This window comes from Campylobacter sp. BCW_6463 (assembly GCF_001762785.1).
Classification (GTDB): domain Bacteria; phylum Campylobacterota; class Campylobacteria; order Campylobacterales; family Campylobacteraceae; genus Campylobacter_D; species Campylobacter_D jejuni.
Genome location: NZ_MJXL01000034.1, coordinates 1 through 7,165, shown reverse-complemented (window position 1 = coordinate 7,165; position 7,165 = coordinate 1). Strand labels below are relative to the sequence as shown.

Sequence of the window (7,165 nt, the reverse complement as noted above, 5' to 3'; positions counted from 1 at the left end):
ATTTATTGGTATTTTGGTTTATGATTTATATAAAAAGCAAGATCCTTATTATAACAGTTTCATTTTTTTAAATAGCGAAAAATGAAAGGAGTGATAAAGATTTTGAGATTTTTCCATGTATAAAATAAGGCAGATTTTTATTTTATCAATAGCAATTATTATTAAAAAAAATAGCAGAAAATTTCATTTGCCTATATTAATGTAACTTTTTATTACAATCAGCATTTTCAAAAAACTTTATCATTATTTCAGCTTAAATTTTATCATTTAAAATTAAACTTGATATAAATCTTTTCGTATACTTTGCTCGCTCGATTTAAATATATAAAAGCATAATATTGAGTAATACTATGTAATTTTAAACAAGGCATGGTTTTTGATAAAATTTTTAGATGAAAAAATCTACAAGCTTGATTGTTTTATTGATTAATTCCAAAACAAGAACCAAAAATTAACAATCTTAGTCTATTAAAATTCTTTTTATACAATTAAAAAATAATTATTATATACAAATGTGAAAATATGGATAATACGCAAAAATATGCAGCTATAGATCTTAAGTCATTTTATGCTTCTGTTGAATGCATTTTAAGAAAATTAGATCCTCTAAATACCAATCTTGTAGTTGCGGATGAAAGTAGAACCGAAAAAACAATATGTCTTGCGGTATCTCCCGCATTAAGATCTTATAATATATCAGGCAGATTAAGACTATTTGAACTAATACAAAAAGTAAAAACAATCAATTACAAGCGCTTAAAAATTGCTAAATATTTCAGTGCAAAATCATACAATCATCTTGAACTAATAAATAATCCTAATTTAGAACTTGATTACATTGTTGCAAAACCTAGGATGTCAACATATATAGACTATAGTTCTAAAATCTACAGTATTTATTTAAAGTATTTTGATCCAAAAGACATTCATATTTACTCCATTGATGAAGTATTTATTGATTTAACTCCTTATATCAAACATTATAAGCTATCTGCTGACAAACTCATTGAAAACATATTATTTGAAATTTTAAAAACAACTCAAATAACAGCAACTGCAGGAATAGGAACAAATCTTTACTTAGCAAAAATTGCAATGGATATATTAGCCAAAAAACAAAATATTAATAAAGATGGACTTTGCATAGGGTATTTGGATGAAATGCTTTATAGAAGAAAATTATGGCAACACACGCCCATAAATGATTTTTGGCGTATAGGCAAAGGATATGCAACAAAACTAAAAAGCATAGGCATTAACAATATGGGAGATTTAGCAAGATACTCTCTTAATAACGAGGATAAACTTTATCAAATTTTTGGAGTAAATGCTGAGTTATTAATCGATCATGCTTGGGGGTTTGAAAGCTGTACAATGCAAGCTATTAAAGAATATAAAAGCAAACATATCTCTAAGGTAATGGCTAAGGTTTTGCCTAAACCTTATAGTTTTAAAAAAACTAGAGATATGCTTAAAGAAATCGTCGATCATATGGTTCTTGAGCTAATTGAGCAAAATTTAACATGCAATCAAATCGTTTTAGATGTACAATATGATAAAGAAAGCTTAGAGAAGGTACAAAGCTACAAGGGTCCAATGAGTAAAGATTCTTATGGAAGATCTATTCCAAAAAATGCACATTCAACAATCACAATTTGGATTACCACAGCTCTTCCTTGGAAACTATTTGCAATAAAGGTTTAGAATTGTTTGATTTAATAGTTAATGCTGATTTTTTAATTAGAAAAATAAGTCTTACTCTTAATAATGTTGTAAAAAATGACACGATAAAAAAAATTAAAGAACCCAGTCTTTTTGCCGACATAGAACAGAAGGAAAATAAAAATTTTATAAAAGAAGAGAAATTACAAAAAGCTAGACTCGCGATTGTTCACAAATATGGAAAAAAATCTATTTTTAAAGCCTCGAGTCTTGAAAATGGCTTAAAAATTAATTCGCAAATAGGAGGACACAATGCCTAATAACCACGATGATATTATTAATATTAAATACAAAAAATCTACAAAATATCCTCTTATGCCATTAGAAAAAAGAGCGGCACAGTTTGCTCCATTTTCAGTGCTTAAAGGATTTGATGAAGCAATTGAAAAAAAGAAAAAAGAAATGGAAAGAAAGCTTGAAAAGTCTATCTATATAAACGAGTAATCATGTTTTTATGAGAAAAATATTTTAGATATAAAAATCAATTAAAAACAAGTAAAAAAATAAGTATTTTTTAAATAGTGTATTTTTTATACCACTTTTATCTCTATATATTTTAGACTTAAAATAAAATTAATTAAAATTAGTATTAAAATTTTATCTTTTTTTTCTGTGAATTTTCATATAAAAAATATTGTTTTTTAAATGATTAAAAAAATAAAAAAATTATCTTGTACTTTTCACGAGCAAAAATTCAAAGAGAAAATTACAGCAAAACTATATTTATTTTGATTTATTTTTTTGTTTTTTTATCTATCATTTTTTATTTTTATTTTTATTTTTTTACCTATCTTTACTCTAAAATTTTTGTAAATTTTTCAATTAAAAAATACTCCAAATCCAAACCCACAAAAAGACAAAAATAGTTTTAATTAAGCATTAAAAAGTCTAGCCTTTAGCAAGAGCATTTTTATACCTATCCTAAAGCAAAGAATGCCTATAAATTGGAGATTTATAGTATTTTTAGAATGAAATTTATTTTTCTCAAAAAAAGGGTGTTAAAAAATTTTATACCTAACATTCATTAATTTCGTTAATAATATTGCCATTTTTGTACCTAACCTAAAGTATTTTTAGCCCCTGAAATAGAAAAGTATTCTTCTCACCCTTTATCACCTCATTTATTCCCCTTCTTTATCCGCTACATTTCATTGAATAATTTTCATCATTTATCCCCTCATTTATCACCCCCTTTATACCCCATCTCCCATTCCTCCCTATCTTGCATTCTACGCATTCAAATCTCATCTTAACGCTATCCTTAACACAAATCCTTATAGCCTTTATACTCATTCTTTCTCTCATTTATCACCTCATTTATCACCTCATTTATTCCCTCATTTATTGCCTTATTTATTGCCTCATTCTTTCTCATTTACTCCCTATCTTTGCCATTTTTTAAACATATTTCTAGCATAAACTTTCCCTGATATATAAAAATACTCATTTCATACCCAAGTTAAATAAAAATACGGTTTAATTCCACAAAACTACCAAATACATAGGAGCATTTATGCCTAAGACAGATACAAAACCAAACACAAAAAACCGAATATACAAAGCTATAGAGACTTGGTTTACCAAAATATACCTAAACAAAATAATCCACAAAGAGAAAAACGACAAATTATTTATCAATATAACTAGCTGTCTAGCATTCATACTCTCAATCTATGGCAAAACAGATGAAAACAAAAGCAAAATGACACCTGCTGTTATGGCTTATATCAAAAAAACAAAAAACACTTTTATTGCCAAACTAAAAAGAGTTAAAAACCATGAGAGCATTATCGATTTACAAGCCAAATACCCAAAGCTTGATATAGTTTCAGCCTATCAATTCCTAACACTCAAAGACAAATTCAAAATCACCAAATCAGAAATCCAAGATTTTGAAACACTAATCGATATTCTTTCAAAAAACGCCCAAAAATCAAAAAAATAACCCTAAAACGATAAAAACCATTAAAAAAATCATTTTAGCCTTTTAAAGGCTAATTCTGTCATTTTAAACCCTATATCCATTCAAGATACCCACTTGCAATCAAAAAAACACAAAAAAACCTACAAAAATCGCAACACAAAACAAAAACCACAGCCCATTTCAAAACTGCAAAGCATTTTTGAAAATTCGCAAGAACTTCTAAAATAAGCCCTAGCTCTCATATTATCGCTATAAATCAAGCACAATCAAAAATACACGCCATGAAGAAAATTTTGTAGTTTTTAGCTCTAAAGTCTATTTTTGCCAAAAATCTTACACAATAACTCGATTATCAATAATGCTTAAAAACCTACAAAATAGATATTTTAAAAGCTTTTTACAAATCGCAAAATGTCGGTAAAACATTAGCATAATTTGCCTACAACAATAAGATTTAAACGCCTATATTTAGGCTATATTATTGCATTATGCCCATTGGCTCAACTTTTTACATTTTTTTCAAAAAAAGCAAAAGAACCTAAAAATAAGGGTTTTAACATAATAAGCCCTAAATATTGATATTTTATTTTTTATTACACTTTTTAGTATATTTTTTCAACAATAAAAATTAAATTAATATTAAAAACCCTATAAAATAGTATTTTAAATAAACTCTTTTTTGTAGTTAAGTTGTAATAAAGTTACACTCAAGTTGTAATAAAAATAACATTAACTACATATTAACTACACTTTTACTTCAAAAAACATGCAAATTTTCACATTTTTGTAGTTAAAGTGTAGTGAAAGTGTAATAAAGTTGAACTCAAATTGTAGTTAAGTTGAAAATAATTGTAATAAAGTTGAATTCAAGTTGTAATTATGTTGTAGTTAAGTTGAAAATAAAATGCAGTTTATCAAGTAGCGTTTTTTTGCACTCAAGTTGTAGTTATGTTGTAGTAAAAGTGTAGTTAAGTTGAAATAAAAATTTACATAAACATAAACTATACTTGAAGTAAAGTTGTATTAATGTGTATCACATATTGAAATAAAATTACATATTGCTTGAAAACAACTTGTAATATATGTATTTTATTTAGTTGATTTGTAATTAACTCGCAACAACTTATATTTTAACTCCAACAGGGAAAGTAATAGGCACTCCTATTGAAGGAGCGGTTGATTCTGACATACTTTTTGGACTATTGAAAGGTTTAGAAGATTATAAGAAAGGACAATTAGGTTTTTAGCGTGGAAAAAAACATAGAAAAATTAATTTTGGAAGCCTATGAAGATAGTAAGACTAAATTTGACCATGTTACTACAGGACATATCAGTCAATATTTGAAAAGAAAATATGATTTAAAAATCAATTGTAGTAAGGCATTAATAGAAGCAGGTTTTGATCTTGAAAAAGATGAAAACGAACCTTCTTTAGTTTATGTAAAAAAAGCTACCACAAGAAACAAGACTTCAAATCGTGATCAAATTCAAAACAAAGTTGAAGAGAAACCTTTGTTGTTTCAATTTGCCTATTTTCCAAATTTTCTAAATACACTCCAAGAGCTTTCTAATATAGCTCAAAAAGAATTTTGGGGAAACGGAAATAATATTTTATTTTCTTATCTATTTAAATATTTTGAGTTCATTTATGAAAATAAAAGCTATCCTGATATTATTACTTATAATAAAGACAAAACAAAGGCATGTTTCAATACAGGTTTGTATAGTACAGGTGTTTTTCCAATATTTGCATACTTTGAAATTCAAGAAAACGGAGGATATGTTTTTAGAAAATTTTGTTCTAATGGAGATAGAGTTTTAGATGATTTAGAAATACCTAAATCTTTAAGCGATTATGATACATTCAAAAATGAAATCATTTTTGACAGTAAATTGGATTTTAGGGTAAATCATTTGCATCTTTTTGAGAGAAAAGAGCGATTACCTGAAATTGTGAAAAAACTAAATGATAGGTTCATAGGACACATTATTAATGGTGAATTGAAAATCATCAAAGATAATTATAATCTTCAAAAGATGATTATTCCTGCAGCTTATAAGCAAAGGGTAGTTTTATACATTCCTTTGAAACTTCAAGAAGAATCAGTTGATACGATAGTTGTAGTTGAAAAAGAAGAGGTAAAAAACGAACAGTATTACGCTGTGAGAACTATACTAAATCCGCATGATAATATTTACAAAACTGCAAGAGTTCTTTCAATAGTTGAATCTGAATGGGTAAAAAACACCATTTGAAAGTGAAAACATTGGTAAAATAGGCTTTTAAGATAAGTCATTTTACCATGTAAACAATTAACAAGAGACTAAAACCCTTTTCTTCGAATTATTTTCTCTTTTGAAATTTTACCATGCAAACAATTAACAAGAGACTAAAACCTTTGCAATTATTAAAACAAGTTTGAAATAATTTTACCATGTAAACAATTAATAATAGGCTAAAACAAAATTTTTGTAAATTAAAACAATTACAAAAAAATAGAAAAGATTGGCAAAAAATTAGAAAAGCAAAAAACAAGATTCGCTATAATAAAAAATCCGCTTTAGAGCTGCAACTCTAGCGGAAAATTACAACAAAGGCTAACTATGAAACGACATAGTAAGCGTTTTGTGAGATTATACCTAAATTTTAGGTTTTTTAAGCTTAAAGTTGAAGTATTTTTCTAACAAAACCGCAGGGGCAGAAAAGCCCCTTGCCTTTGTTAGTACATGAAACTACAAATTCTCATTCATTTTTCCAAGTTAAATAAAAAAAATCCTATTAAAAGCCTAAAAATAGGTATTTTACAGCAAAAATACTTAACAAAATTCACGAAAATATAGTATAATTATTAAAAATATGAATAAAGTAAGGAAAATTATGCCCACTCTTTTAAAAATCAATGGCTTTAAGTTTTTCTTTTATTCAAACGAACATGAACCAAAGCATATTCATATTATGAAAGGTAATGAATTTGCGAAAATTAATTTAGAAAATTTACAAGTTCAATTTAGCAATTTTAAAAATAAAGATTTGTCTTTTATTCTTGAAACTGTTAAAAAACACAGACTTGAATTTGAAAGGAGATGGAATGAATACTTTAGTTAAGGCAAAGAATGTAAAATTCAATAAAGATTATCTTATTGTTTTATTAGAAGACGAACGCATAATCCAAACTCCTTTAAAATGGTACAAAGAACTTGAAAATGCAAATTTAGAAGATTTAGAAAAATGGCATTTTATCTGTGATAATACAGGCATCGAATGGGAAGAATTGGACTGTCATTTAAGTATAGAAGCTATGCTTAAAAGTAATGCGAACAAAGTAGCGTGAAAATACAATTAAACCGATGAAGATTTTGGCGACTTTTCCCAAGTTAAATAAAAAAAAGAACCCCGTTAAAACCCCTAAAAAATAGGCATTTTATAGCAAAAAAACTTGCAAAAATTATTAAAATATGGTATAATTTTATTAAAAATATGAATAAGTTATAATTGAAAGGAATAAAGATGGATAAAGC

At 26.5% G+C, this 7,165-nt stretch carries 8 protein-coding genes; 7 read left to right on the top strand and 1 reads right to left on the bottom strand.

Annotated features, from left to right (window positions below; translation table 11 throughout):
- Window positions 1-522: 522 nt before the first annotated feature.
- Genes AJ884_RS03645 through AJ884_RS03640 form a run of 3 tightly spaced genes read left to right on the top strand, consistent with a single transcriptional unit; the run spans window position 523 to window position 2,166 of the window.
- Complete coding sequence (locus tag AJ884_RS03645) at window positions 523-1,704, top strand: DNA methylase (RefSeq protein ID WP_261660561.1); 1,182 nt, start codon at window positions 523-525, stop codon at window positions 1,702-1,704.
- Between the two features lie 2 nt (window positions 1,705-1,706).
- Window positions 1,707-1,982: a hypothetical protein gene (locus AJ884_RS10085; protein WP_261660560.1), complete on the top strand. Its 276-nt coding sequence runs from the start codon at window positions 1,707-1,709 to the stop codon at window positions 1,980-1,982.
- The gene (locus tag AJ884_RS03640; RefSeq protein ID WP_002779581.1) at window positions 1,975-2,166 is read left to right on the top strand and encodes a hypothetical protein; all 192 of its coding nucleotides are present in this window, start codon (window positions 1,975-1,977) and stop codon (window positions 2,164-2,166) included. The genes AJ884_RS10085 and AJ884_RS03640 overlap by 8 nt, the downstream gene beginning before the upstream one ends.
- Window positions 2,167-2,856: 690 nt before the next feature.
- On the opposite strand, the gene AJ884_RS10015 is transcribed toward AJ884_RS03640, so the two are convergent.
- Complete coding sequence (locus tag AJ884_RS10015; RefSeq protein ID WP_002807115.1) at window positions 2,857-3,027, bottom strand: hypothetical protein; 171 nt, start codon at window positions 3,025-3,027, stop codon at window positions 2,857-2,859.
- 208 nt (window positions 3,028-3,235) lie between these two features.
- Here AJ884_RS10015 and AJ884_RS03635 point away from each other — a divergent pair, with 208 nt between their 5' ends.
- From AJ884_RS03635 to AJ884_RS03620, 4 genes are all read left to right on the top strand, one after another.
- Window positions 3,236-3,667 carry a hypothetical protein gene (locus tag AJ884_RS03635; RefSeq protein WP_070286466.1) on the top strand — a complete coding sequence of 144 codons (432 nt, stop codon included), beginning with the start codon at window positions 3,236-3,238 and terminating at the stop codon, window positions 3,665-3,667.
- Between the two features lie 1,227 nt (window positions 3,668-4,894).
- Entirely contained in the window at window positions 4,895-5,902 is a 1,008-nt protein-coding gene (locus AJ884_RS03630; RefSeq protein ID WP_070286465.1) for a DUF3825 domain-containing protein, read from the top strand.
- 622 nt (window positions 5,903-6,524) lie between these two features.
- Window positions 6,525-6,752, top strand: a complete 228-nt coding sequence (locus AJ884_RS03625) for a DUF4160 domain-containing protein (protein ID WP_060787620.1) — start codon at window positions 6,525-6,527, stop codon at window positions 6,750-6,752.
- Window positions 6,736-6,978: a DUF2442 domain-containing protein gene (locus AJ884_RS03620; protein ID WP_070233926.1), complete on the top strand. Its 243-nt coding sequence runs from the start codon at window positions 6,736-6,738 to the stop codon at window positions 6,976-6,978. The genes AJ884_RS03625 and AJ884_RS03620 overlap by 17 nt, the downstream gene beginning before the upstream one ends.
- Window positions 6,979-7,165: the final 187 nt, after the last annotated feature.